Genomic DNA, 24,910 nt, shown 5'->3' with positions numbered 1-24,910 from the left:
CTTGCCGGCTGGTCCTGGGTCTTCCGGTTAGCTCTGGGCAAGGGCGGTTGTGGCGATGGCGGCGACGGTGGTGGCCATGTGGGCCCGCTGATCGGTGTCGATGGCCTCGTATGCCTCGCTCATCCGGGCCGAGGTGATCTCCTCGGCCCTCTGATGGGCGATAACCAGGGGTTCGGGGTCGGGGAACGGCTCGCTCCACCCGAAGAACCGGGCCTGCTGGGGATTGGCTCGGGCAATGATTGCCTCCACCGGAGTCATGCCAACGGCGCTGAGGGCATGCACATGGAACCCGAATCGCAATTCGCGCAGTATCTGAAGGGCCAGGCCGGCGGCTTCGGCTTCGCCCTCGGGTACCGGCATGGCTCGCCAGCCGGCGTAAAGAGCCTGGCTCATGGGTTCGGTGGCGTCGAACACGGTGCGGGCGGCGGCCGCGAAGTCACCGAGCCCGTCGAGATGGCCGAAAGTGTCGACCGCCCACCGGCCGATTCCTGTGGCCAGGGCGGCGGCGGCATCGGGGGGTGATCCCTGCTCCCGGGTCTGATCCCAGGCCTTCCGGATCATGGCCGGGTGGAACAGGGCGAATCCTGAAACCACCACGCCGGCGGCGACATCGCCGAGCACCCCGCCCCGGCCCCCCACGTACCGGGGCAGACCTTCGAAGCCGGCGGCCTCCATCGCCTCGGTAACCGCGCCGGCGGCAAAGTAACTGCGCCCCAGAGCGCCGATGGGAGTTGCAGTGGCCGCTGCCACCTCTTGAGGGGTCATGGCTGGGCCGGTGGGGTTTCGATGGAGTACTGAGACGTTGCAGTGGCCGCGGCCACCTCTTGAGGGGTCATGGAGCCGTACCCTACCGGGGCCGGAATCCGAGGGGGACGGCGGGCTCCACCGGTGAAGCCCGCCGATGGTTCTGAGCGGGGCCGTTCAGATGATGCCTTCGGCTTGGGCCTGGGCCAGGCGGTGGGTGTCCCAGCCCAGCAGCGCGGCGTAAACCTCGGCGTTGTGGGCCCCCACCGGCGGCCCGGGGTGGCGGATGGCACCGGGGGTCTCACTCAGCACGGGGGCCGGGGTGGCCATTGGCACGGTGCCCAGCACGTTGTGGGCCACCAGGGTGATGCTGTTGCGGGCCCGAACCTGGGCATCGACCAGCAGCCCGGAGAGGTCGTTCACCGGGGCCACCGGGATTCGGGCCTCCACCAGAATCGCAATAGCCTCGTCCAGGGAGTGCTGGGCCACCCAGTCGCCCACCAGGGTGTCGAGCTCGTCATTGTGGGCCAGGCGGTCGGCCATGCGGGCGAACTTGGCCCTGTCGCCGGGGCCGTCCCTGCCGGCCAGGGCCAGGATGCGTTCCACCTGGCGGTCGGTGGTTCCCGACAGGCACAGGTACCGGTTGTCGGCGGTGCGGTAGATGTTGCGGGGCACGCCGGTGGCCAGGCGAGACCCGAACCGGGCCGGGGGAGGGTCGTCGCCGTCGGGATCCCAGGCGGCCAGGGTGCTGCCCATCAGGGTCAGGATGGGCTCATACATGGACACGTCCACGTGCTGGCCGCCAAGACCGTTCACATCCCGGCCGTAGCAGGCCACCAGGGCCCCGATCATGCCGTACACCCCGGTGAGGGTGTCGCCCAGCGGGATGGAGGTGAGCATGGGGGGCCCGCCGGCCTCCCCGGTCATATGGGTTAGACCGGCGAAGGCCTCGGCCATGGTGCCCGCGCCGGGGCGGTCGGCCAGCGGGCCGGTATGCCCGTAGGGGCTCACCGAAACCATGATCAATCCGGGGTTGATGGCGTGGAAGCGATCCCAGGTGCAGTCCCAGCGCTGGAGCACGGTCGGGGAGTAGTTGTGCACCAGTACATCGACCTCGGCCACCAGTTGGCGGAGGATGTCCCGGCCCTCGGACCGGTTCAAATCACAGGTGATGACCCGCTTGTTGCGGGAGACCATTGCCCACACCAGCGATTCCCCGTTGCGGGCGGCTCCTATGCGGCGCAGGGCCTCGCCCGATGGGGGTTCGACCTTGATCACGTCGGCACCGAAGTCGCCCAGAAAGGTGGCCACCTGGGGCGCGGCCAGAAACGAGGATATGTCCAGCACCCGAACCCCGGCCAGTGCTCCCGCGCCCGGGTTCATGGGGCCTCGGTGGTGCGTCCCACCGCCGTTGCGTTCCCGGCCAGTGCTCCCGCGCCCGGGTTCATGGGGCCTCGGTGGTGCGTCCCACCGCCGTTGCGTTCCCGGCCAGTGCTCCTACGGTCGAACTCATCGTGGGTGCTGGCCCAGGGTGAAGGGCAGATCGGTGGCGGGAAGTTGCGTGGCGGTCACCTCGTTGAGCAGGGGTTCGCCCGCCAGCAGGCGGCGCAGGTTTTCGCAGAACAACTCGGCCCCCCGATCCCAGCGCCCGGTGCCCCCACCGGAGGAGTGGGGGGTGAGCACCACCCGGGGATGGGTCCAGTAGGGGTGGTCGGGGTCCAGGGGCTCGGTGTTGAACACGTCCAGAATCGCGGCCGACAGGTGGCCCCGGTCCAGGTGCCGGAGCAGGGCATCGTCGTCCACCAGCTTCCCCCGGGCCACGTTCACCAGCACTGCTCCCGGCTTCATGGTCGCCAGGAAGCCCTCGCCCACCAGGTTCTCGGTTTCGGGGGTGGCGGGTGCGGCCAGCACCACCACGTCGGCTGCGGGCAGGGCGACGGTCACCTCGGCCGGGGAGATCAAGGCGTCCACCGGCTCATCGCCGGTCGGATAGCGCCGCACACCGGTTACGTGGGCCTCGAACGCCCGGGCCCGGCGGGCCGTCTCGGTGCCGATGGCCCCCATGCCGATGACCATCCAGCGGGTTCGCCACACCTCCTTGAAATCGTGGTGCTCCCACCGGCCCTCGGCCTGGGCCGCCCGCCAGCGTCCGGCATCCTGAAATATGTCCAGCACCGATCGCAGCACATACTCAGCGATGGGGATGGCGGTCGGGTGGGCGTTGCACAGTCGCACCCCCCGATCCAGAAGGCGGCCGTAGGGCTCCAGATCCACCCCGGAGGCGGCCGACTGGAGCCACCGGAGTCGGGGGGTGCCCTCCACCGCCTCGAAGAACCGGTCCAGCAGCCCATCGAAGAAAACATCGCTCGACAGCCACGCCACCTCCGGTTCGGCCCCGATCGGACCATTGATACGCCCGTCCCCGGCCATGGGCAACCACTCGAGGCCGTGCCCCTCATCGTCCAGAGTGTCGAAATGGCACCGGTGCCGCTCATATGCCCTCTCGCTCACCAGCACGAACACCGAGTTGATGCTACCTCTTACCTCTGGCTCACCAGTACGAACACCGAGTCGATGCTACCTCTTGGCTTCGCTGCCTGTAGCCTGGCGGGAGTTGTGGAATGTGCCGTCCGGCTCCGGGCCGCTGTGACGTTATTGGGGCGGTTCCCTGCTCTGGCCGGAGTTGATCTCGACATTTCGCCCGGGGAGGTTGTTCTTTTGAAGGGCCCCAACGGGGCGGGCAAGACCACCATGCTGAGGCTCTGTGCCGGTTTGTGCCCGCTGGTCTCGGGTAAGGGTTGGGTTCTGGGTCACGACCTGTCGTCCGAACGGCGGATGGTGCGGCGCCGGGTGGCGCTTCTCGGGCATCGAACCGGGTTGTACGACGATCTGACGGTGGCGGAGAACATGGCATTCTGGGCTCGGGCCACCGGGGCCGGCCCGAACGAGGTGGATGCCGCGCTGGGGCAGCTCTCACTCACCGGGCGACTGGTTGACACCCGGGTGGGTCGGCTCTCGTCCGGCCAGCGCCGGCGGGTTTCCATTGCCTCCCTGGTGGTGAGGCGGCCCGAGCTGTGGCTGCTGGACGAACCCCACGCCGGCTTGGACCAGCCGTCACGTGACACCGTGGATCGGCTGGTACGGAAGGCCGCCGCCGCCGGGGCCACGGTGGTGATGGCCTCCCACGAGTTGGACCGCATCCGGTTGCTGAAACCCCGGGTGGTGAGCCTGGCCGGCGGCATGGTACGCCCCGGAAATGACCTTGGGGCAGCAGCGGGGGTTGAGGGATCGACCAAGGATCAAGCTCGGTTGCCACCCCCTCGCGTGAATGACCTGGGGTTAGTGGCGGGGGTTGAGGGGGAAAACCGTGGTTCGTGACGTGTGGCTGATCGCGGGCAAGGACCTGAGGATCGAGATGCGCTCCCGGGTGGGGCTCAACCAGATAGCGCCGTTCGCGGTGACGGTCCTGGTGCTGTTCGCGTTCGCCCTTGACACCGATCAGGACGCTTTGCGCACCCATGCTCCCGGATTGTTCTGGGTGACGGTGCTGCTGGCCTCGCTGCTGGCCATCAGCCGCTCCTTCGCGGTGGATTTGGCCGACGGGGCCGCCGACCACCTGCTGCTGGCCGGGATCGATCCCATCGCCGTTTTCGGCGGCAAAGCTGCGGCCATCGCCGTTCAGCTCATCGCTCTGGAGGTGCTGCTGGGGGCGGGTGTGGTGCTGCTGTTCGACGTGACCGTGCATCGTTTCGGCCTTCTGGTGTGCGCCGGGCTGGTTGCCGCCACCGGGATAGCGGCGGCGGGCACGCTGTACGGGGCGCTGGTGGCCGGGTTCGGGGTGCGCGAGACCCTGCTGCCGGTACTTCTCCTGCCTGTGGTGGCACCGGTGCTCATCGGGGCCACCCGGGCATTCCAGGACGCGTTCGGCGTTGCCGGAGCCGAGGGATGGGCCTGGTTGGGCCTCCTGGTGGGTTTCGCCGCAATCTATGCGGTGTTGGGAGCGTTGAGCTACGGCGCTCTGCTGGAGGAAGCATGAGCACCGGGTCGGCCACCACCTCTTCACGGGCCACCCGAGTTCTGGCCACCACCTCCTCACGGGCCACCCGAGTTCTGGGTCAACTGGCCCTGGTCGGGTTCGCGGTGCTGCTGGTGCTGGCCTTCGTCTGGGTACCCGAGGACACCCGTATAACCGGCGATGGTGACGTGGTGGGCCAGTTCGACGCCGTGCGCCTGATGTTCGTGCACGTGCCGTCGGCCATCCTCGCCTATGTCGGGTTCGGGCTCACGTTCGTGGCCAGCCTGGCCTACCTGCGATGGCGCACCGATTGGTGGGACATGATGGCCCACTCCTCCGCGGAGATCGGGGTGGTGTTCGGGGTGCTCACCCTGGTGACCGGATCCATCTGGGGGCGCCCTACCTGGCAGACCTGGTGGGAGTGGGGGGATGTGCGGTTGGTCACCACCTTGATGCTGGTGCTGGTGTTCGTCGGCTATCTGGCCGTGCGCCGCATTCCCGCCGACGCGGCGGTGAAGGCCCGCCGGTCGGTGGTGATAGCCCTGGTGGGGGCGGTGAACATCGTGATCGTGAACCGCTCGGTGGATTGGTGGGAGAACCGCACCCTGCACCAGCAGTCCACGCTCATCGCCCGCAGGATTCGCGACGAAACCCTGTTCACGCTGTCGTTCTCGTTCGCGGTGGGCCTGGTGCTGTTCGCCTGGTTGATGCTGCACCGCTTCCGCCTGGCCTACCTGGAGCGTCAGATCGAGCAAATCGAGGTGAGCAAAGCCCTCGAGGAGCGCTGGGCCGAGGCCGACCTGTCCAACCTGTCGAGGGGGCGGCCATGACCCCCGGGTGCTCTGCCTATTTTTTGAAAACACCCGTTGTTGTGTCCGACCCGTCGAGGGGGCGGCCATGACCCATGTGGGCTACATCGTGGCTGGTTGGAGCATCTCGGTGGCTGCGGTGGTGACATACGCCGGATGGGTGCTGATGCGGGGGCGATCCCTCAGCCGGCGAGTACCCGAGAACCGCCGCCGGTGGATGATGCCCGATGACTGATCCCGGGGACGCATCGGTGGGTTCCGGGGAGCTGACCCCTTCCGGGGCTGAGTTGGCGGGTTCCGGGGAGTCGGTGGAGCTGACTCCCCGCCCGGCCCGCCCGGTGCGGCGGGGGGTTCGCCGGTGGGGGCCGGTTCTGATCGTCGCGGTGATAGTGGTGGTAATCGGATTCGTGCTGTGGAAGGCACTGGCCGACGCCACGCTGGTGTTTCGCGAGGTGGACGATGCGGTGCAGCACCGGGAGGAGGTGGGCGACGACCGGTTCCGGATGATCGGCTCCCCGGTGAGCGGTTCGGTACGCGAGGTCACCCTGGCCGACGGCCGTCCCGCGGTGGCCTTCTCGGTAACCCTTGATGGGGTGGTGGCCGACGTGGTGCACACCGGGGCGCTGTCGGATCAGTTCCAGCCCGGGGTTCCGGTGGTTATCGATGGGCGCTGGGTTGAGAGCCGGGAGCACGCCGGCCTGGCCGACGACGACTGGTACTTCGCCAGCGATCGAATGCTGATCAAGCACGACAACGACTACCGGGTTGAGAATCAGGACCGCATCGACGACGCGGAACAGCGCAGCGACTACCGGGTTGAGAATCAGGACCGCATCGACGACGCGGAACAGCGCAGCCAGTACGGGTAGCTACGAGTGTGAACATCACCCTGGGAGTTCTGGGAATCGCGGTGGCGATGGCTGCATCCGCTCTCGGGATCCATGCGGTGGCCACCCGGCGGTTCAACTGGATCAAGCTGTGCTCGTGGCTGGTTCTGGGCGGGGCCGCGCTGTCGGTGCTGGCCATGGAGATGGCGCTCATCACCCGGGACTTCTCGGTGGCCTACGTGGCCGCCAACGGCAGCCATGCCACTCCCGCCCTGTTCAATGTGGCCACCCTGTGGGCGGCATTGGAGGGTTCCATCCTGCTGTGGGCTCTCATCCTGGCCGGTTATACGGTGCTGGTGGCCACCAAGTTCCACCATCGCCTGGACGACCCTCTGGTGGGTTGGGCGATGGTCGTGCTGTTCACCGTGTGCCTGTTCTTCTTCGTGCTGATGTTCAACTGGCCCAACCTGGACCTGGCCCAGCCGTTCCGCCGGGTGGAAGTGCCGCCGGGTTACGACGGTCCCGGCCCCAACCCCCTGCTTCAGAATCACTGGCTGATGGCCGTCCACCCCCCGATGCTGTACCTGGGCTATGTGGGGTTCACCGTACCGTTCGCCTTTGCGGTGGCCGCGCTGGCCACCGGGAGGTTGGGGGAGGGCTGGCTGGTTGCCACCCGCCGGTGGACCCTGTTCGCGTGGGCCTTCCTCACCGCGGGGATCATCCTGGGGGCATGGTGGTCGTGGGACGTTCTGGGCTGGGGGGGCTACTGGGGGTGGGATCCGGTTGAGAACGCCTCCCTGCTGCCGTGGTTGACCGGCACCGCCTACCTGCACTCGGTGATGGTGCAGGAACGCCGGGGAATGTTGCGGGTGTGGAACCTCTCGCTGGTATGTGCCACCTTCGCGCTCACCATCCTGGGTACGTTCTTGACCCGTTCCGGCCTGGTGGATTCGGTTCATGCCTTCTCGGCCGACGCGGTGGGCCCCGCGCTTTTGGTGTTCTTCGCTCTGGTGGTGGTGGTCACCGTGGGGCTCATTGCCTGGCGGGGCGACCGGCTGCGCTCACCGGGGCAGATCGACTCGGCGCTGTCGCGAGAAGCGTCCTTTCTGGTCAACAACCTGCTGTTCGGGGTGTTCGCCCTGGTTGTTCTGCTGGGGACGGTGTTCCCGCTGATTGTGGAAAGCATCAACGGCGACCGGATCAGCGTGGGCACGCCGTTCTTCGACCGGATGACCATGCCCGTCGGGCTGATGCTGCTGTTCCTGATGGCGGTGGCCCCGGTGCTGCCCTGGCGCCGGACCACCGTCGAGAGGCTGTCGGAGCGCCTGGCGGGGCCGGGCTGGGCCGCCGCGGCCGCCCTGCTGGTGGCGCTGCTGGTCGGGGCTCGGGGGCTGGCCCCGCTGCTGGCGTTCACCCTGGCCGGGTTCGCGGGGGGCGCGGCGGTGCGCCAACTGGTGCTGGCGGCTCGGCGGCAGGGGTGGAGGGGTCTGGTGGGGCGGGCCAACGGTGGGATGGTGGTGCATCTCGGCGTGGTGGTGGTGGCGGTGGCCCTGGCGGCCAGCAACAGCTACCTGTACCGGAGCGAGCTGACCATGGAGCCGGGGGCGACGGCCCGGGTCGCCGGGCACGACATCACCTTTTTGGGCACGCAGGAGAGGGCATTCGACAACAAGCTGGTCACCGAGGCGGTGATGCTGGTGGACGGGTCGGTCGTGCGCCCGGGGGTTAGCCGGTTCGCCAATGGCGGGGTGGTTCGTACTCCCGGCACCAAGTCCTCGCCGATCAGGGACATCCAGGTGGCGGTGCTGGATCTGCCCGATGGTGACGGTGCCCCGGTGGGGGTGCGGGTCACCGTCCAGCCGCTCACCCTGTGGTTGTGGGTGGGCGGGGCGATCATGCTGGTGGGCGCGGCCTTCTCGGCCTTCCCCGGCCGCCGCCGGTCACCCACCCAGCCGGTGTCGGCACCGATAACCGGAGTGCCGATCCGGGAACCGGGTGGGCACGAGCGGGGCGTTCGGGAACGGGGTGTGCCGGTTGCCTGAGCACCCCCCAGCTCCGCGATCAATCCCGCGACCTCGCGGCGTGCGGGTGGTGGTGCTGGGGGTCGGGGTGTTGATCGCGGGGCTGATCGTGGTGTTCGCCGTCTCGGAGCGGGGGCGGGGATCGCCGCCGGTACCCGAATATGCCCCCGACTTCACCGGCGAAACCCTCGACGGGGGCAGTTTCAACATGGCGGTTCAGCGGGGCCGCTGGGTGGTGGTGAATTTCTTTTCCACCTGGTGCGTGGAGTGCGTGGTGGAACACCCCGAACTGGTGGCCTTTTATGACCGGTACCAGCACGATCCCGATGTCGAGCTGGTGAGCGTGGTTTTTCGGGACGACATCGAGACCATCGCTGGTTTCTTTGCCGCCCAGGGGGGGGACTGGCCGGTGGTGGTGACCAATACCGGGCGGGTGGCCATCGACTTCGGGGTTACCGCAGTACCGGAAACCTACCTGGTGAGCCCCCAAGGCCAGGTGGTGGCCAAGTTCACCGGCGGCGTCACCTCGACCCAACTGGAGGCTGAGCTACTTCGATTCGGGGGGGTTGGGGCGTGATTTGGGGTCGTCGCGGGGTGCTGGTGTCGTGGCTTGTGGTTGGGGTGTGATGTCGGGTCGTCGCCGGGTGCTGGTTTCGTGGCTGGTGGTTGGAGTGTCGGTAGCCACCATGTTGGCGTTCGGGGTGGTGGATGGGCGGGACAACCGGACCAACGCCGAGCGGGCCCACGACATCGGTGCCACCATTGCCTGCCCCCAGTGCGTGGGGCAGTCGGTGGTGGAGTCCGATGTGGCCATAGCCCGGGAGATCCGGGCCGAGATCGGCCGGTTGGTGGTTATGGGCTACAGCGATGATGACATCCGAGCCCGGTTCTCCGAGCGCTACGGGGACTGGGTGATTTTGACCCCGTCGAGCTCGGGGGTGAGTGGCCTGGTGTGGGTCATCCCGGTGATCGGGTTGGTGGTGGGGGTTGGATTGCTGGCGATGACGCTTAACCGGTGGCGCAGGGCGAGCCGGTCGGGTGAGGGGGTTTCCGAGGAGGACCTGGCCCTGGTGGCCGGGGCTCGTGACCAACGGTTTGAGGCCCCTTCCTCGCCAGTCGATACCACCGGTTCGGGGAGAGGCATTGGTGCTCCGATCCAGCCTGGGGCTTCTTCCTCGCCAGTCGATACCACCGGCACCGGGAGAGGAGGGTGAGGGATCGCCGGGCCGATGAGCGGGAGTTCTGGTTGCGGTCGCTGGATGACCTGGACGAGGAGCTGGCCGCGGGAGATCTGGACCCGGAGGATCATCGGGCTCTCAGCCAAAGCTATGCCCGCCAGGCTGCCCAGGTGCTGCGGGGCGAACAGGGCCGGCCCAAGCCACCGGCCGGCGGGAATCGGGGCCGGAGGGCGGTGGCGGTGATCGGGTTGGTGGCGGTGGGGGTTGTGGCCGGAGTGTTGCTGGCCCGAGCGGCCGGATCCCGGTACTCGGGGGACACCATCACCGGCAACGACGCCGTTACCAGCACTGTCGGGCTGCTCAACGACGCCCAGGAGTCGCTGGCGACCGGGGACCGGACCGCCGCGATCCGCATTTACGACCAGGTACTGCAAAGATCTCCGGCCAACCCCACCGCGCTGGCCTACCGGGGTTGGTTGCTGTTTCTGGAGGGTCGTGAGGTCGAGGCCGCCGACTCGCTGGCCGACGCGGTGGCCGCGGCTCCCGATTATCCCGATGCCCGGGCCTTTCGGGCCATACTCCTGTACCGCACCGGCGACTGTGCCGGAGCGGCGACCGAACTGGCTGCTCTCGACGCGGCCAACCCCCCCGAGTTCGTGGATCGGCTGGTCGAGGACCAGGGTTTGCGAACCCGCATCGCCCTCTGCCGGGTGACCGCATCGGCTGGGGAGCAGTCACTGGACCTGGCCGCCCTGGGCATAACCGCGGCTGATGCGGTGGCCGCCGCCCAGGCCCTGTGGGATCCCACCATTCCGGGCCAGGGTGACCCCGTGCTGGGGCTGCGGGTCTACCAGGCGGTGTTGGCCGACCACCCCGACCATGCCGGGGCCCTGACCTTCAGCGGGGTGGTGCTCATCCAGACCGGGTTGGAGGACCAGGCCGCCGAAGGGGCTCGCCGCCTCGACCGGGCGGTGGAGGCCGACCCCGACCACCCCGAAGCCCGCTTGTGGAGGGCCTGGCTGCTCATCGGGCTCGGCCGGCCCGACCAGGCCCGCCGCGACCTCGACCACCTCGACACCCTCGCCCCACCCCCCGAGGTTTCCCGGCTGGCCGCCGATCTACGCGCCTCTTTGTAGGAGGGCTGGGTTATAGGAGGGCTGGCTGCCGATCTGCGAGCCTCTTTGTAGTTGCCGTCCAGGTGATCACCCCTAAAGGGCTTCCACGACGTAGTCGATGCAACCGCACAGCGCGGCGATCTCCGAGGGGGCGATGGCGGGGAACAGGGCAACCCGGAGTTGGTTGCGGCCCAGCGCCCGGTACGACTCCACATCCACCACCCCATTGGCTCTCAGCACCCCGGCCACCTCGTCGGCCGGCACCCCGTTGAGGTCGATGGTGGCCACCACCGCGCTGCGGTGGTTGGGGTCGGTCACGAACGGAATGGTGAAGTCCCGCCTTTCGGCCCAGGAGTAGATGATCTCCGCCGACTGGTCGCAGCGAGTCGCAGCCCATTCCAGGCCGCCGTTGCTGTTGATCCACTCCACCTGGTTGACCGCCAAGAACAGGGTGGCCAGCGCCGGGGTGTTGTAGGTCTCGTTCTTGCGGGAGCTGCTGAGGGCCAAGCCCAGGTTCAAAAACGGTGGGATCCACCGACCGGAGGCGGCGATCCGCTCGATCCGGTCCACCGCGGCGGGCGAGCAGCAGGCCAGCCACAGCCCGCCGTCGGCGGCCAGGCACTTCTGGGGGGCGAAGTAGTACACGTCGGTCTCGCCGGGGTCGAAGCGCAACCCGCCGGCGGCCGAGGTCGCATCCACCAGCACGAGGCCGCCGGTGGCCGGGCGGTGCAACTCCATCGACACCCCGGTGGAGGTCTCGTTGTGGGTCAGGGCGTAGGCATCGACCCGCGGGTCGGCTACCGGTTGGGGGTGGGTGCCGGGGTCGGATTCGATGATCACCGGTGCCTCCAGGTGGGGGGCGGCCGCCACCGCGGCGGCGAACTTGGCCGAGAACGCCCCGAAGCTCAGGTGCTGGCTACGGGTCTCGATCAGGCCGAACACTGCGGCATCCCAGAACCCGGTGGTTCCCCCGTTGCCCAGCACCACCTCATAGTCATCGGGGAGCGAGAACATCTCGGCCACGCCCGTGCGGAGCCGGTGAACCATGTCCTTCACCGCTGGTTTCCGGTGGCTGGTTCCGAGAAAATCGCCGGCGGCAGCGGCCAGGGCGACCACCGCTTCGGATCTCACCCGGGACGGCCCGCTGCCGAAGCGCCCATCCTCGGGCAGCAGGTCGGGGGGAATGGTGATTCTGGGGGGACTGGCGGTGCGGCTCACGAGACAAAACGTTACCCATGATGCCGGCGGTGGTGGCAGCATGGGCAAAAGAGCATCGACCCGGCGGTGGCAGTGTGAGAAGCTGCGGCAATGGCTCGCATATCCCGACGCATCTCCGCCATAGCCCCCTCGGCCACGCTGGCGGTGGACGCCAGGGCCAAGGAGCTGCGAGCCCAGGGGGCTCCGGTGATCAGCTTCGGGGCCGGTGAGCCCGACTTCCCCACCCCGGAGTACATCCTGGATGCGGCTCGAGCAGCGGTGGGCGATCCCCGGAACCACCGCTACTCACCGGCCGGGGGTCTGCCCGAACTGAGGGAGGCCATAGCGGCCAAAACCCTCCGCGACTCGGGTTACTCCGTGGATCCGTCCCAGGTGGTGGTGACCAACGGGGGCAAGCACGCGGTGTACAACGCTTTTGCCGTGCTGCTCGATCCCGGTGATGAGGTGCTTTTGCCCGCGCCCTACTGGACCACCTACCCCGAGGCGATAGCGCTGGCCGGGGGGGTTGGGGTGGAGGTATCAACCGCCGCCGCCGATGGGTTCATGGTCTCGGTGGACCAGCTCGAGGCGGCTCTCACCCCCCGAACCAAGGCACTGGTGTTCGTGTCGCCCTCCAACCCCACCGGCGCGGTGTACCCCCGGGATCGGGTGGAGGCCATAGGCCGGTGGGCCGCGGCTCACAACGTGTGGGTGATCACCGATGAGATCTACGAACACCTGACCTACGACGACCACGAATTCAGCTCCATCCCGGTGGTGGTGCCCGAACTGGCCGACCGCTGCCTGGTGATCAACGGCGTGGCCAAGACCTACGCCATGACCGGCTGGCGGGTGGGCTGGATGATCGGTCCCCCGGACGCGGTATCAGCCACGGTGGGTCTCCAGTCGCACCAGACCTCCAACGTGGGCAATGTCTCCCAGCGGGCGGCGCTGGCCGCGGTGAGTGGATCGCTGGACGCAGTGGCCGGGATGCGAACCGCGTTCGATCGCCGCCGCCGGGCCATGCACCGGCTGCTGGACGGGATCGACGGGGTGACATGCATGAAGCCCCAGGGGGCGTTCTACGCGTTCCCCTCCTTTGAGGGGGTACTGGGTCGCCCGGGGATTCCCGGCACCACCGCCGAGCTGGCCGCATGGATCCTCGATGAGGCCCAGGTGGCCATCGTCCCCGGTGAAGCCTTTGCCGGTGCCGGCCATGCCCGGCTGTCGTTCGCTCTGAGCGATGAGGACCTGGATGAGGGCATCGGCCGCATTGCTGAGGTACTGGGGTGAGCGATTTTCAGGACTTGCCCTGCGGCAGTTGGCCGTCGCCGATCTCGGCATCGTTGATCGCGACCGGCACCGCGCTCTTGAACAACCTTTGGAGCCATCGGGGCCGGATGTGGTGGACCGAGTCACGACCGGCGGAATCGGGCCGCAACGCTCTGGTGTGCGACGGGGAAGACATCTGGGATTCCGTTTCGGTGAGAACCCGGGTCCACAGTTACGGCGGGGGAGCCTGGTGGCCCGACGGCAAGGGTGGGGTGTATGCCTGCGACGATGCCGATGGTCGTCTCTGGCACCTCACGGCCGGCGGCGAAGCCCGGCCGGTGTCGCCCGAGCCCGCGGTTGCCCACAGCCGGCGCTACGCCGACGGCCGGGCCGACGGCACCACCACGGTGTGTGTGCTGGAGGAACACCAGAGCGAAGATCAGGCCAGAAACGAAGCGGTGAACCGGATCGTGCGGTTCGATGGCAGTGGATCCAGCGAGCTGGAGATCGTGGCCACCGGGGCCGACTTCTACGCTTGGCCCCGGCCCAGCCCCGACGGTCGGCGGTTGGCCTGGATCCAGTGGGATCACCCCAACATGCCCTGGGATCAAACCGAGCTGTGGGTGGACGGTCGGCGGGTGATAGCGGGCATCGGCTCGGTGGTGGAACCCCAGTGGGGTCCCGACGGCCGCCTTTATGTCGTGAGCGACCACAACGGTTGGTGGAATCTCTACCACCTGGATGGCGAACAACTGCTGGACGGTGACCAGTCGCTGGATGGCGACCAAATGGTGCCGGTGTTCGAGATGGACGCCGAGATGCATCGACCGGCCTGGTTGTTCGACGATCCCAGCTATGCGGTGTGTGACGATGGCACCGTGGTGGTCTCAGCCATCAGGGGGTCGCTGGCCGAGTTGTGGTTGATGCCCGCCGGTGGGGCCCACCCCGAGCGGTTGGATCTTCCCTGGACATCATACGGGTGTGTCCGCCTGGATCTTCCCTGGACATCGTACGGGTGTGTCCGCCCCGCCGGCCCGGGTTCGGTTACTGCCATAGCCGCCTCGCCCACCCACGAGCCCACCGCGGTTCGCATCGATGTATCCACCGCCACCTTCGAGGTGGTCGGTTCAACGACTCGGGACGGGGTTGATCCTTCCTGTAGTTCGGCGGCCCGGGACGGGGTTGATCCTGCTCACAGTTCTGCGACCCGAATTGGGGTTGATCCCGCTTACCTGTCCGAGCCTCGACCCATTGGGTTTGCCACCACCGATGGTGCCGAGGCTCACGGGCTTTACTACCCGCCGGCCAATCCGGTTGCCGGGGTGCCCGCCGGCGAGCGGCCCCCCCTTCTGGTGTTGAGCCACGGCGGCCCCACCGGTGCGGCTCGCAGCGGACTCCAGCTCGGCATTCAGTACTGGACCAGCCGGGGGATTGCCGTGGTGGATGTCAACTACCGGGGGAGCACCGGCTACGGGACCGCCTACCGGGAGGCTCTCCGGGGCCGCTGGGGGATCGTTGATGTGGACGACTGTGTGGCCGCGGCCCGCTACCTGGTCAACTCCGGCGAGGTGGATGGCGACCGCCTCATCATCCGGGGCGGCAGCGCCGGCGGCTATACCACCTTGAGCGCGCTGGCGTTCCACAAGGTTTTCGCCGCCGGGGCCAGCCGCTACGGCATCGCCGATCTGGCGGCTCTGGCCATCGACACCCATAAGTTCGAGTCCCGCTACTTGGACAGCCTGGTGGGGCCGTATCCCGAGGCCGCCGAGGTGTACCGGGCCCGCTCACCCCTCTTTCATGTTGACAATTTCGATGCTCCCATGATCGTGCTCCAGGGCTCGGACGACGAGGTTGTTCCCCCCAATCAGGCCGAGATGATCGTGACCGCTCTCGAGCAGCGGTCGATCCCGGTGGCCTACCTGCTGTTCGAGGGTGAGCAGCACGGCTTCCGCCAGGCGGGCAACATGGTGGCGGCGTTGGAGGCAGAGCTGTCCTTTTTCGCCCAGATTCTGGGTTTCACCCCCGCTGACGACATCCCGCCCGTGACCATACGCCGGTAGAGGCGCAGGCACGGTTTATTCTGGTGGCGATGGCGCGAGTTCTGGTAACCGAGAAGATTGCCGATGGCGGGCTGGCTCGCCTCCGGGAGGCGGGGCACGAGGTGGAGGTCCGCCCGGGGCTCTCTCCCGCCGAGCTGGTGGAGGCGGTCTCGGGGGTTCATGCCCTGATCATCCGGTCGGCCACCCAGGTGACCTCCGAGGTGATCGAGGCGGGCCACGATCTGGTTGTCGTCGGCCGGGCCGGGGTGGGATTGGACAACGTGGATGTGGACGCGGCCACCGAGCGCGGGGTGCTGGTGGTGAACGACACCCAATCCAACATCCAGTCGGCCGCCGAGCACACCATGGCGCTGCTTTTGGCCCAGGCTCGCAACATCCCCCAAGCCCATGGGGCCCTGACCGAGGGGCGGTGGGAGCGTTCCCAGTGGCAGGGTGTCGAGTTGAACGGAAAGACGCTGGGCATCCTGGGACTGGGCCGCATCGGCCGGTTGGTGGCCGAGCGGGCGATGGCTTTTGCCATGCGGGTCATCGCCAGCGACCCTTACGTGTCGGAGGAAGTGGCCCTCCACAGCGTCATGGCCTTGGTGTCATTGGAGGAGCTGGTGGCCCAGTCCGATTTCATGACCATCCACGTGGCCCGCACCCCCGAAACGATCGGGATCATCAACTCCGAGTTGCTGGCGCTGGCCAAGCCCAACCTTCGGATCATCAACGTTTCGCGAGGCGGCATAGTCGATGAAGCCGACCTGGCCCAGGCGGTGGCATCGGGGCGCATCGCGGGGGCGGCTCTGGATGTGTTCGACGGGGAGCCCATCACGCAGTCGCCGCTGTTCCAGTTGGATCCGGTGGTGGTAACACCTCATCTGGGGGCCAGCACCCTGGAGGCCCAGCACAAAGCCGGCGATGCCATAGCGGAGCAGGTGCTGCTGGCGCTGAGTGGGGAGTTCGTGCCCGCCGCCGTGAACGTGTCGGCCAAGAACGTGAGCGAGGTGTTGCGCCCCTACCTGCCGCTGGCCGAGATGCTGGGCCGCCTGTTCGGCAACCTGTGCGAGCGCCTGCCCGAAGTGCTTGAGGTGGAGCTGATCGGTGAGATCGGCGGGCCCGACAACTCGGTAGCGGTGATGTCGGCGGTGAAGGGCTTGTTGAGCGCCGTGTCCGACATGCCGATCAGCTATGTGAACGCTCTGAATGTGGCCAAGGAACGGGGCATGGAGGTGCGGGCACTGAGCAAGCCAACCTCCAGGGAGCACGTGAACTTGTTCACGGTGAGGGGCGGGGGTCACAGCCTGGGGGGGCGGCTCGCCGGTGCCCGCCAGGAGCCCGTACTGGTTCTGGCCGACGACCACACGATCCACATGCCCCCTTCCGATCACATGATCCTGCTTGCCAACGACGACCGTCCCGGGGTCATCGGCGCGGTGGGCACGCTTTTGGGCAACGCCGGTATAAACATCAATGACATGAGTGTGGGTCGGGCCCCCACCGGAGAGGGGGCCTCAATGGTGATTGCCACAAGCCAGCCGGTGCCCGGTGAAGTGGCCGATGCCCTGGTTACCCTGGACGGGGTGATGGCTGTCCGGTACCTGGGCCTGGCCCGGACTCGAACTTGATCCGGGGCTGGAGGTGAGGGCTGCTGGGTGTCTCGGTGGGGTGTCTGGGCCTGGCCCGGACTCGAACTTGATCCGGGGTCGGCCCTGGTACTAGAGTGGTGCTTATGAGCGGCACACTAACCCACCTGCTGCTCATGTAGGGCGAGCGCCCCCCACCGGTGCTCGCCCCGACCCCCTGACCCGTAAGGGCAGGGGGTCTTTTCGTGGGGTCGTTCCGAGTCGTGGGGTCGTTCCCAGTGCAACAACCAGAGGAACAGCCATGAAATCCCCCCCATCGAGCCCATCCGGAAGCGGATCCGAGGCCCCCTTTGTCGGATCCCACCTGCCGCCCCAGAAGCCGTCGGGCATGCCGGTGCACAAGTATCGGGCGTTCGAGCCGATCGGGCTGACCGGCCGGACCTGGCCCGACGCGGTGCTCACCCGTGCCCCCCGGTGGTGCTCGGTGGATCTGCGGGACGGCAATCAGGCCCTCATCGAGCCCATGAATCCCGAGCGCAAGTGGAGGATGTTCACCGCGCTGGTGGAGGCCGGGTTCAAGGAGATCGAGGTGGGTTTCCCGTCGGCGTCGGAGACCGACTTCCGGTTCGTGCGGGAGATCATAGAGCAGGGGGCCATCCCCACCGATGTCCGCATCCAGGTACTGACCCAGGCTCGCCGGGAGCTGATCGAGCGCACCTATGAGGCCATCGCCGGGGCGGCCGACGCCATCGTGCATCTCTACAACTCCACCTCCAGCGTGCAGCGCCGGGTGGTGTTCGGGTTGGACATGGACGGCATCACCGCGATCGCCACCCGGGCCTCGGAGCTGTGCCGCTCGCTGGAGTCCCAGGTGCCCGGCACCGAGGTGTTCTACGAGTACTCCCCGGAGTCGTTCACCGGCACCGAGCTGCCGTTCGCCAAGCGGGTGTGCGACGAGGTGGTTGAAATACTGGCCGACGGCCACGACAAACCGGTCATCGTCAACCTGCCGGCCACGGTGGAAATGTCCACCGCCAACATCTACGGCGACATGATTGAGTGGATGCACCGCAACCTGGCTCGCCGGGACCGGATCGTGTTGAGCCTGCACCCCCACAACGACCGGGGGACGGCGGTGGCCGCGGCCGAGTTCGGGCTCATGGCCGGGGCCGACCGGGTGGAGGGAACCCTGTTCGGCAACGGGGAGCGCACCGGCAACGTGGACGTGGTGAACCTGGCCATGAACCTGTTCAGCCAGGGGGTTGATCCCGAGCTGGACATCTCCGACATAAACGGGTTGCGCCGGGTGGCCGAGGACTGCAACCAGCTTCCCATTCACCCCCGCCACCCCTATGTCGGCGATCTGGTGTACACCGCCTTCTCGGGGTCGCATCAGGATGCCATCAAGAAGGGCTTCGAGGCCATGGAGGAGACCGGCCAGACCCTGTTCGAGGTGCCCTACATCCCCATCGACCCCAAGGACGTGGGTCGCACCTACCAGGACGTGGTGCGGGTGAACAGCCAGTCGGGCAAGGGAGGGGTGTCGTACCTGCTCAGGACCGAGGGGCAGTTCGATCTTCCCCGGCGTATGCAGATCGAGTTCAGCCGGGTCATCCAGCGGATCGCCGACGACACCGGTGAGGAGATAACCGCCGACCGGATCTACAGCGAGTTCGCCACCGAGTACCTCGACCTGGACGAGCCCTACCGGCTGAATGGCTACGAGTCGGCCCAGAACGCCCGTGGGGCCGACCTCACCGTGGTCACCGCTCGACTGTCCGCCGGGGAGGAGCAGGTGGTGGTCCACGGTGAGGGTGCCGGTTCCCTGGACGCGTTCGTGACGGGGTTGAACCGGATCATCGACACTCCGGTGAAGGTTGTGGACTACTACGAGCACTCCCGGGGTGGGGGTACCGACGCCGAGGCGGTGGCCTACATCGAGTTGCTGGTGGACGGTCGGGAGATGTGGGGTTGTGGCATTCACACCGACATAACCACCGCCTCCATGCGGGCCATCGTTAGTGCCCTGAACCGCGCCTGCGCCGGGCTCGGGTAACCGCACTCGAACCCAAGCCCGGGGTGGAGCGGGTCTGCCTAGTTTGCGCTTCGGGTCAGAAAGAGCTGGTGCTCGAACTCCAGGGTCTCCATGTCGTTGGCCTGGATGGCCTCAACGGTCATCGTCCACAAGGCATCATCCGCCACCAGAAGGCGCTGTATGCCCGGGTTCCATTCCCGGCAGGCCAGCAGCATCTCGCCGTTGCGGATACCAAGTTCGGGCCATTCCTTGCGAACCGAATCCTCATCCCATGTATCGCAGGTGAAGCCGGGGTGCAGGAGCGGGGTGCCGGTGGGGCAGAAGTGGAGTTCGTCGGCTTGCGACAACCAATCCGGGAGCAGTGTCCGGTTGATCACGGGTCGGCAACCCGGGAAGGATGCCGCCCCCCTGCGGTGCATGATACGACCGGTCTTGCTCAACCCGGTGCTGTTCACCCGCATGACAACCGCCCCGCTGAACGGCTTCTCACCGTCAGGGCGGGAGACACCGGCCGGGTTGGACGTCACCAATCCCTGCTCCGTTGCGCTTGGCTCGCTCTGGTTCAACGGGATGGCCAGCATTTCTTCGTCCGGCCAGTACAAGAAGGCCCGGTGATCCCCTTCGGCCTCGCTGTAGGCACCGGGGAACACGAGCACATCCAGCTCGGTCGGCGTTGAGGGGTCGCTCACGTCGAAGAGCGACACCTTCGTACCCTGGGTGCGTCCCCGCTCGTCGGCTTGCTGCCCGATCCCAACCAGCAGGCCATTGCCCAGGGGGTGCAGGTAGGTGGAAAAGCCGGGGATCTTCAACTCGCCCGACACCGATGGGTTGGTCGGGTCGGAAAGATCCAGAACATACAGGGGATCCGTTTCGCGGAAGGTCACCACGTAGCCGGTATCACCCGCGTATCGCACCGAGTAGATGCGTTCCCCCTGGCCCAAGCCACCGACGCTGCCAACGATTTCCAGGCGGCGATCCTGCTGGCGGAGCACCACGATCTGGCTCTGCGAATCCTCCGAACCACCAAAGGGGTCGCCGGTGGTGGTGGCCACCCGGAAGTGGCCGTCGTGCTCGTCCATGGAGAACTGGTTGAGGAGTTGGCCGAAAACCTCGCCCGAAGCCTCGTAGCGGGCCGGGCCGGATTCGGAGACCGAGAACTTGTGGATGGAAGTGGTCCACTTTGCGGGAGCGCTGCTGCTCCCTGTCGTGCGCTCATCTACCCTGCCCCCCGGCGTATCCAAGTTGCTGGTGGCCAGATACAGGGACTGTCCCGTGCCGTAGAGGGTGTGACCGTCGGCCAGAACGGAGGCGGCGTTGCCGGCTTGCAGGGGCCCGTTCATGTCGAGGGTGATAACCGAAAGCACGGTGAGCCCCGAGAAGTCTGCCGGTACGTAAAGGTTCTCGCAGGCGGGCAGAAGGCCCGCTTCGGTCTGGCCGCCCGGTGTGTCCAAGCGGTAGGCGGGTAGCCAAGCACCGAGTTCGGCAGCCGCGGCGATCTCCTTGTTGACCCGCTCGGCGGTTCCCTCCGCGGAGGGTCCGCTGGGTCGGACGAACTGGAATCGCAGCGGGTAACTGGAAAGCGACACCCAGGCGGTGCTGCCCGACGAGCGGGCGCTCAAGTACTGGCCATCAACCCGAAGCTCGCGCACCACTTTCATGTCCGAAGGCTCCGACAGGTCAACCTCTTGAATATGCACCACCGAAGTGCCGTTGAAGTCCACGTCCGTGGCTCGGGCCGGGCCCACCAGGTCGCCGGGCTTCACCGGCGGCAGCCCCTCCACGTAACTGTTGGCGAAAATCAGGGCTCGGTCGCCGTGCATGAGGATTTCCTGGGGCCAGCCCCAATCCCCGAGCTTCAAGCTGCCTTTGAGCAGGGGCCGGCTGCCGGTCAGGTCGACGTAGTGCAACTGCCGGTCGGCCACCGCCAGAATGCGGTTGCCGTCGGTCTTGATGATGTCGGGTTCATCCACCCCCGCCACCTGCACGTTCGTGCTGGAGAAGCCGGCGGAATCCTCCCCGCTCGCCGAGTCATCAGTAGCCGCGGCCTGACTGGAGGATTCCCGCCCCGCCATGTCCGCCACGCTTTCTTCAACTGCATCATCCAGGAACCCGGGGTAGAAGCCTCCGTCGTCGATGCCGTAGGGGCCAACCCTTTCCACGGTTTCGGTACGCAAGTATTCGAGGGCGCTGTTGCAGTCCTCGAAAGAGCGCAGGGCGGACAGGAGATCGACGTTGTCGAGTTCCAGGGGCTCCCCCGGGGTGGCGGTGTCGTTTCTGGGACTACCGCCGGTGATGCCCGGCGAGCCGGTGGAATCGGACGAGCATGCCGTACTCAGAAGCGCCAGCACCGAGGCCAGTGCAATTGCGGCAAGAACGGTTCCCCGCCGGTAGCGGTTGCTCTTTGATCGTGGTGCCTCTGCCCGGTTCGGGGTTGCGGCAAGAACGGCTCCCCGCCGGTAACGGTTGCTGTGGATTTGTTTGAACATACCCTTATGACGATACGGCCATAGTGGCTGGTTCCACCGTCATGGCAGTTTCGACGGGTTTTTGTGATTATATGCTCTGGGCTATTTGAGCTCCAGCGAGGGCATCCAGGCCGGGCGGGTGGTTTCGAAGGCGTCGATGGCCTCGGCGTGCATCAGGGTCATGGCGATGTCGTCCAGGCCTTCCAGTAGCCGGTGCTGCACCGCCCGGTCGAGAGGAAACCCGGTGCTCACACCCGCAGCCGGGGCCGACACCGTTAGCCGTTCCACATCCACGGTGATTTCGGTCGAGGGATCGCTGGCCACGGCATCCAGCAGGGTGCGGGCCGTTGCCGGGTCCACCTGCACCGGTACCAGGCCGTTCTTGGTGGAGTTGTTGCGGAAGATGTCCCCGAAGCGGGGGGAGACAACCGCCTCGAACCCGTACTGCTGGATGGCCCACACCGCGTGCTCCCGGGAGGACCCGGTACCGAAGTTGGGTCCCGCCACCAGGATGCGGGCTCCGGTGAAACGAGGGTCGTTCAGCACGAAGCCGGGATCCTGGCGCCATTCCGAGAACAGACCCTGCTCGAAGCCGGTGCGCTCAACCCGCTTGAGCCAGTCGCTGGGGATGATCTGGTCGGTGTCCACATCGCTGCGATCCAGCGGCAGCCCGGTGGCAGTGATGATCCGTACCGGTTTCATGGTAGATCCTCAGGGGCAGTGATGATCCGTACCGGTTTCATGGTAGATCCCCCGATGGTCAGTACCGGTTTCGTGTTCATAGTAGGTCTCCAGGGGCCGCGAAAGTGCCTGCTATCGCGGTGGCGGCGGCCACTCCCGGCGACACCAGGTGGGTGCGGCCCCCCCGGCCCTGGCGGCCCTCGAAGTTGCGGTTGGACGTGCTGGCGCACCGCTCGCCGGGAGCCAGCTTGTCGGGGTTCATGGCCAGGCACATGGAGCAGCCCGGTTCCCGCCAGTCGAACCCGGCCGCCTTGAACACCTCATGGAGGCCCTCGGACTCGGCCTGGGCCTTGACCGCCCCCGAGCCGGGAACCACCAGGGTGCGAACGCCGGGCCGCACTCGGCGACCCTCCACCACGGCGGCGGCGATGCGCAGATCCTCTATCCGGCTGTTGGTGCAGGAACCGATGAACACGGTGTCCACCGGGATCTCCCTCAACGGCGTGCCGGCGGTCAGGCCCATGTAGTCGAGGGCCCGCCCGGCCGCCTCCCGGGTGCTGCTGTCGGTGAAGCTGTCGGGGTGGGGGACCACTCCGGTGATGGGGGCTACCTGAGCCGGGTTGGTACCCCACGACACGTGCGGAACCAACTTCGATCCGTCGATCACCATTTTCTTGTCGAAAGTGGCATCGTCATCGGTGTAGAGACTGCGCCAGCCGTCCAGAGCGCTCTCCCACTCCGCTCCCGAGGGGGCACCGGGGCGACCCATCAGGTAGGCGAAGGTGGTGTCGTCGGGGGCGATCAGGCCGGCCCGGGCCCCGGCCTCTATGGACATGTTGCACACCGTCATGCGTCCCTCCATCGACAGCGACCGGATGGTGGATCCCCGGTACTCGATGATCGACCCGATGCCTCCGCCGGTACCGATGCGCCCGATCACGGCCAGGATCACATCCTTGGCGGTGCTGCCCATCGGCAGGGCTCCGTCCACGGTTACCGACATGGTGCCGGGTCGCTGCTGCGGGAGGGTCTGGGTGGCCAGCACATGCTCCACCTCGCTGGTGCCGATGCCGAAGGCCAGCGCGCCGAAGGCTCCGTGGGTGGAGGTGTGGCTGTCGCCGCACACGATGGTCATGCCCGGCTGGGTGAGCCCCATCTCCGGGCCGATCACATGCACGATGCCCTGTCCCGGATGGCCCATCGGGTACAGGGTGATGCCGAACTCCTCGCAGTTGGCCCTCAACGTCTCCACCTGCCGGCGGGAGACGGGATCCTCGATGGGCCGGGCGGTGGCGGTGGTGGGGACGTTGTGATCCTCGGTGGCCACCGTCAGATCGGGTCGTCGCACGGTCCGGCCGCTCAGCCGGAGACCGTCAAAGGCCTGCGGCGAGGTCACCTCATGGATGAGGTGCAGGTCGATATAGAGCAGATCGGGCTCCCCTTCGGCTTGATGCACGACATGGCGGTCCCAGACCTTTTCACTGAGGGTTCGACCCATAGGCGCTCCAATTCTAGTCTTGGCCCAGCAACCGGGGAGGTTACCCGGTCATGCCCGATACGGATGGGTTGGGCACTCCCACCGAGTCCAGGGCGGGGCTCAGGCAGCCCCAGAAGCTGTCGAAGTCGGTGACCACGGAGGCGTGCCCGCCCCGGTAGGAAAAGACTTCGGCACCATCGATGTAACTGGCATCGGTGAGCTCCTGCTGGAGGTAGTCGGGCACCACCTTGTCACCGATGGTGCGAATCTGGGCCACCGGCATGGCCAGCTCGGCGATCCACGACGACGAATCGAAGTTGAACAGCTCGGTGCCGGCATCCAGCAGCGCCTGCGGGTCGCCCTTGAGGATCTCGGCCTGGGCCCACCGGCTCATATCGGTGCCGATCAGGCTGCGGACGGTTTGCTCCCAGCCCCAAGACCGCAGGCTCACCGGGGTCAGGCGAGACGCGGCGGCAACCATCGGGAGCAGCCCGAAACGGATTGCCCTCAATCCCCGGCCCCGGAAGCTGGTGGCGGTGGCCCCCAGAACCAGGCCAATAATTCTACTGGGTGCGGCCCGAGCGGCAAGCTGGGCGATGGCCCCACCCATGGAGTAGCCCACGCAGACGAAGCGGTCGATGCCCAGAGCGTCGGCCACCGCCAGAACGTCGGAGGCGCATTCGGATAATCTGAACCGCCCGGTGGGCAGTCCCAGGCCGTGGCCCCGGTGGTCGAATGCCAGAACCGATGCCCTGCGGGAGAGCGGCTCGAAGGTGGGATACCAGTTCAGGTCGGCGGTCGCCGTCCAGCCGTGCAGCAGCACCACGGTGGGCGAGTGCGGCGGCCCCTCCATTCGGCGCACGAACAGGCGACCCCGCTCGGGCAGGTCGATGAACTCCCCCGGGGGCAGCCGGGGGCCGACCGGGGCACCGCTACTGCTCAATGGACACGATCCGGGCCGTCAGCACCCCGCCGGCGGGACTCTGGTAGGACAGGGTGTCCCCAGCCTTCGCCCCCAGGATGGCCGACCCCATGGGGGAGGCGGGGGAGATCACATCGAGGCCGTCGTGGCGCTCCTCTATCGACCCCACCAGGTAGGTCTCCACATCGTCGGGGTCACCATCGTGGGCCACGGTCACCACCGACCCCACCGTCACCACCGTTCCGTCGCCGGCTTCCACGATCCGGCAATTGTTCAGCAGGGCACCGAGCTGAGCGATGCGGGTTTCCATCTTGCCCTGCTCGTCCTTGGCCGCGTGGTAATCACCGTTCTCGCTCAGATCGCCCAGTTCCCGGGCCGTTTCGATCTTGCGGGCAATGTCCACCCGCCCAAAGGTGGTGAGCTGCTCGTACTCAGCGCTCAGACGGTCGAATGCCGCCCGGGAGAGCTCATGGGTTTCAGGCATAGCGGGCCACTCTAGTATCGCCCGCCCCCGGTTTTCACTT

Annotated in this window: 22 protein-coding genes; 13 read left to right on the top strand and 9 right to left on the bottom strand. The window is 67.2% G+C overall.

From position 1 onward, the window contains the following. Window positions 1-27: 27 nt before the first annotated feature. The 3 genes from ACOGXC_RS07035 to ACOGXC_RS07025 all read right to left on the bottom strand — a co-directional run bounded on the left by ACOGXC_RS07035 (window position 28) and on the right by ACOGXC_RS07025 (window position 3,255). Complete coding sequence (locus tag ACOGXC_RS07035) at window positions 28-765, bottom strand: helix-turn-helix domain-containing protein (RefSeq protein WP_419919978.1); 738 nt, start codon at window positions 763-765, stop codon at window positions 28-30. Window positions 766-921: 156 nt separating this feature from the next. Next, the gene (locus ACOGXC_RS07030; protein ID WP_419919977.1) at window positions 922-2,127 is read right to left on the bottom strand and encodes a CaiB/BaiF CoA transferase family protein; all 1,206 of its coding nucleotides are present in this window, start codon (window positions 2,125-2,127) and stop codon (window positions 922-924) included. A 126-nt stretch (window positions 2,128-2,253) separates the two neighbouring features. Beyond that, on the bottom strand, window positions 2,254-3,255 hold the full coding sequence (locus ACOGXC_RS07025; protein WP_419919976.1) for a D-2-hydroxyacid dehydrogenase: 1,002 nt from the start codon (window positions 3,253-3,255) through the stop codon (window positions 2,254-2,256). Between the two features lie 105 nt (window positions 3,256-3,360). On the opposite strand from ACOGXC_RS07025, the gene ccmA reads away from it, so the two are divergent. From ccmA to ACOGXC_RS06980, 9 genes are all read left to right on the top strand, one after another. Next, entirely contained in the window at window positions 3,361-4,122 is a 762-nt protein-coding gene (gene ccmA / locus ACOGXC_RS07020; protein ID WP_419919975.1) for a heme ABC exporter ATP-binding protein CcmA, read from the top strand. Beyond that, on the top strand, window positions 4,112-4,780 hold the full coding sequence (locus ACOGXC_RS07015) for a heme exporter protein CcmB (RefSeq protein ID WP_419919974.1): 669 nt from the start codon (window positions 4,112-4,114) through the stop codon (window positions 4,778-4,780). Before ccmA ends, ACOGXC_RS07015 begins: the two co-directional genes overlap by 11 nt. Further along, a complete protein-coding gene (ccsA, locus tag ACOGXC_RS07010; protein WP_419919973.1) occupies window positions 4,777-5,589 on the top strand; it encodes a cytochrome c biogenesis protein CcsA in 813 nt (270 codons plus the stop codon). Before ACOGXC_RS07015 ends, ccsA begins: the two co-directional genes overlap by 4 nt. A gap of 67 nt (window positions 5,590-5,656) precedes the next feature. Continuing rightward, window positions 5,657-5,803 (top strand): hypothetical protein, encoded by a 147-nt coding sequence (locus ACOGXC_RS07005; RefSeq protein WP_419919972.1) that lies wholly within the window; start codon window positions 5,657-5,659, stop codon window positions 5,801-5,803. Further along, window positions 5,796-6,437: a cytochrome c maturation protein CcmE gene (locus ACOGXC_RS07000; protein WP_419919971.1), complete on the top strand. Its 642-nt coding sequence runs from the start codon at window positions 5,796-5,798 to the stop codon at window positions 6,435-6,437. The genes ACOGXC_RS07005 and ACOGXC_RS07000 overlap by 8 nt, the downstream gene beginning before the upstream one ends. An 8-nt stretch (window positions 6,438-6,445) precedes the next feature. Further along, a complete protein-coding gene (locus tag ACOGXC_RS06995; protein ID WP_419919970.1) occupies window positions 6,446-8,437 on the top strand; it encodes a heme lyase CcmF/NrfE family subunit in 1,992 nt (663 codons plus the stop codon). 40 nt (window positions 8,438-8,477) lie between these two features. After that, window positions 8,478-8,993 (top strand): TlpA family protein disulfide reductase, encoded by a 516-nt coding sequence (locus tag ACOGXC_RS06990; RefSeq protein WP_419919969.1) that lies wholly within the window; start codon window positions 8,478-8,480, stop codon window positions 8,991-8,993. 28 nt (window positions 8,994-9,021) lie between these two features. Next, a complete protein-coding gene (locus ACOGXC_RS06985) occupies window positions 9,022-9,630 on the top strand; it encodes a cytochrome c-type biogenesis protein (RefSeq protein WP_419919968.1) in 609 nt (202 codons plus the stop codon). Continuing rightward, entirely contained in the window at window positions 9,627-10,730 is a 1,104-nt protein-coding gene (locus ACOGXC_RS06980) for a tetratricopeptide repeat protein (protein ID WP_419919967.1), read from the top strand. Before ACOGXC_RS06985 ends, ACOGXC_RS06980 begins: the two co-directional genes overlap by 4 nt. 72 nt (window positions 10,731-10,802) lie before the next feature. On the opposite strand, the gene serC is transcribed toward ACOGXC_RS06980, so the two are convergent. Continuing rightward, complete coding sequence (gene serC / locus ACOGXC_RS06975) at window positions 10,803-11,927, bottom strand: phosphoserine transaminase (protein ID WP_419919966.1); 1,125 nt, start codon at window positions 11,925-11,927, stop codon at window positions 10,803-10,805. A 90-nt stretch (window positions 11,928-12,017) separates the two neighbouring features. Here serC and ACOGXC_RS06970 point away from each other — a divergent pair, with 90 nt between their 5' ends. From ACOGXC_RS06970 to leuA, 4 genes are all read left to right on the top strand, one after another. Beyond that, the gene (locus tag ACOGXC_RS06970) at window positions 12,018-13,199 is read left to right on the top strand and encodes a pyridoxal phosphate-dependent aminotransferase (protein WP_419919965.1); all 1,182 of its coding nucleotides are present in this window, start codon (window positions 12,018-12,020) and stop codon (window positions 13,197-13,199) included. Continuing rightward, a complete protein-coding gene (locus ACOGXC_RS06965; protein WP_419919964.1) occupies window positions 13,196-15,238 on the top strand; it encodes a S9 family peptidase in 2,043 nt (680 codons plus the stop codon). Before ACOGXC_RS06970 ends, ACOGXC_RS06965 begins: the two co-directional genes overlap by 4 nt. 29 nt (window positions 15,239-15,267) lie before the next feature. Next, window positions 15,268-16,848, top strand: a complete 1,581-nt coding sequence (serA, locus tag ACOGXC_RS06960; protein ID WP_419919963.1) for a phosphoglycerate dehydrogenase — start codon at window positions 15,268-15,270, stop codon at window positions 16,846-16,848. A gap of 346 nt (window positions 16,849-17,194) precedes the next feature. Beyond that, complete coding sequence (gene leuA / locus ACOGXC_RS06955; RefSeq protein ID WP_419919962.1) at window positions 17,195-18,862, top strand: 2-isopropylmalate synthase; 1,668 nt, start codon at window positions 17,195-17,197, stop codon at window positions 18,860-18,862. Window positions 18,863-18,900: 38 nt separating this feature from the next. On the opposite strand, the gene ACOGXC_RS06950 is transcribed toward leuA, so the two are convergent. From ACOGXC_RS06950 to ACOGXC_RS06930, 5 genes are all read right to left on the bottom strand, one after another. Continuing rightward, on the bottom strand, window positions 18,901-21,327 hold the full coding sequence (locus tag ACOGXC_RS06950) for a beta-propeller domain-containing protein (protein WP_419919961.1): 2,427 nt from the start codon (window positions 21,325-21,327) through the stop codon (window positions 18,901-18,903). 81 nt (window positions 21,328-21,408) lie between these two features. Further along, a complete protein-coding gene (gene leuD, locus ACOGXC_RS06945; RefSeq protein WP_419919960.1) occupies window positions 21,409-22,008 on the bottom strand; it encodes a 3-isopropylmalate dehydratase small subunit in 600 nt (199 codons plus the stop codon). Window positions 22,009-22,084: 76 nt separating this feature from the next. After that, window positions 22,085-23,485: a 3-isopropylmalate dehydratase large subunit gene (leuC, locus tag ACOGXC_RS06940; protein WP_419919959.1), complete on the bottom strand. Its 1,401-nt coding sequence runs from the start codon at window positions 23,483-23,485 to the stop codon at window positions 22,085-22,087. A 40-nt stretch (window positions 23,486-23,525) separates the two neighbouring features. Further along, complete coding sequence (locus tag ACOGXC_RS06935; RefSeq protein WP_419919958.1) at window positions 23,526-24,407, bottom strand: alpha/beta fold hydrolase; 882 nt, start codon at window positions 24,405-24,407, stop codon at window positions 23,526-23,528. Next, window positions 24,397-24,870 (bottom strand): GreA/GreB family elongation factor, encoded by a 474-nt coding sequence (locus ACOGXC_RS06930; RefSeq protein WP_419919957.1) that lies wholly within the window; start codon window positions 24,868-24,870, stop codon window positions 24,397-24,399. The genes ACOGXC_RS06935 and ACOGXC_RS06930 overlap by 11 nt, the downstream gene beginning before the upstream one ends. Window positions 24,871-24,910 lie beyond the last annotated feature (40 nt).

Origin of the sequence: Candidatus Poriferisocius sp. (genome assembly GCF_965202595.1) — a bacterium.
Lineage (GTDB): Bacteria > Actinomycetota > Acidimicrobiia > Acidimicrobiales > Bin134 > Poriferisocius.
The sequence above is the reverse complement of the archived record's forward strand: the minus strand, read 5'-3'. Positions and strand labels throughout refer to the sequence as shown.